Below are 1,520 nucleotides of genomic sequence, written 5' to 3' on the forward strand. Positions count from 1 at the left end.
TGCCCGCCGTTCTCGAAGAAATTGTCACGGATGCCAAGCTGGGCAACCCCAAGGCTCTCCATCCACATCTCCACCAGCACTTCCTCCATGCTGTTTCTTGGGCTGACGTACTCCCGCTCCTCTTCCCGGTATTGCTCCGCAAGCGCCTTCCGGTCGATTTTGCCGTTAGCCGTCACGGGCATTTCCTTCACCGGCCGAATTTGCGTGGGAACCATGTACTCCGGTAGTCTGCGGCCTAACTGCTCCAGCACCTCTTCCTTCTTCCATTCCCCCCTGGCTTTCACATAAGCCCACAGGCTTGCTCCTTCCCCGTCTTTGTCCGGCTGCGCCAGCACAACCGCTTCTTCTATCCCTGCGCAGCTTCTCAGCTCCGCTTCAACTTCACCCAGCTCTATCCGGTAGCCCCGTACCTTCACCTGCTCATCCCGGCGCCCGACGTATTGGATTGTCCCGTCGCTTAAACGGCGCCCCAGATCCCCTGTCTTGTACATCCGACGGGCCGGGTCCAGCATATCCGGCATAAAGCGCTCCTCCGTCTGTTTCGGGTTGTTCCAATATCCCTTGGCGACGCCTTCCCCGCCGATATAAATCTCCCCGATCACGCCGGACGGAGTTGGATGCATGTACTGATCCAGCACATGGATTTGCACATTGTCCGCCGGGATCCCGATCGGCACGCTTCCTTCCAGCTCCTGCTGCGGGTCATAGCGGTGAATCATGCAGCCTACCACCGTTTCTGTCGGGCCGTACTCGTTGTATATTTCAATCTCATGGTTGAAGCGCTCCGACACCTGATATGCCAGCTGGCTGTCCAAATTCTCTCCGCCTACGATCAGCCGCTTCAAACGGCTTGGCTTGTGCTCGCTCGCCAGCAGCATCTTCAAATGGGTAGGCGTTAATTTGATGATGCCTGCCTCATCCTCGGACAAGATCCGCAGCAGCAGGTCTCCCTTATGCTCCTGACGGTACACGATCAGCGGATTTCCCGTCAGCAGCGGGGTGAAGAGCGAGGTCACCGTCAAGTCAAATGAAATGGAGGAATAGAGCGGGAAGGCCAGACGCTCTTCCTTCACATACATCTTTTTTGCCCACCAGAGGTAGTTGATCACGCTCCGGTGGCTCACCATCACGCCTTTGGGTTTTCCCGTTGAGCCTGACGTATAGATTAAGTAGGCCTCATCCTCAGGCTGCGCAGACGGCGTATAGCTGGTGCTTCCGCTGTGCAGATTCATCTCTTCGATATCGACGGCGTTATCCTTAGGCCAGTCATACCTTTTCTGCTTCAGGCACAGGGTTAGGCCGCTGTCCTCCGCCAGATAGGCTACCCGCTCGGCCGGATACGCCGGATCGATCGGAACGTAGGATGCGCCCGATTTGAGAACTCCCAGCACAGCCACCACCAGCTCGATGGAATGCTCCAGCAATAGGCCAACGCGTTGACCCGGGCCGATCCCTTGCGCTTGAAGCCATACCGCCAACCGGCTGGCTTGCTCGTCCAGCTCCCGATACGTCAGGCTGCT

1 protein-coding gene is annotated in these 1,520 nt (G+C 57.5%); it reads right to left on the bottom strand.

Features of this window, described 5'->3' with window-relative positions:
• On the bottom strand, positions 1–1,520 hold a 1,520-nt coding region (locus ACYUJT_RS25350), incomplete at both ends, for an amino acid adenylation domain-containing protein (RefSeq protein ID WP_460327702.1).

The organism is Paenibacillus sp. YSY-4.3, assembly GCF_054767475.1.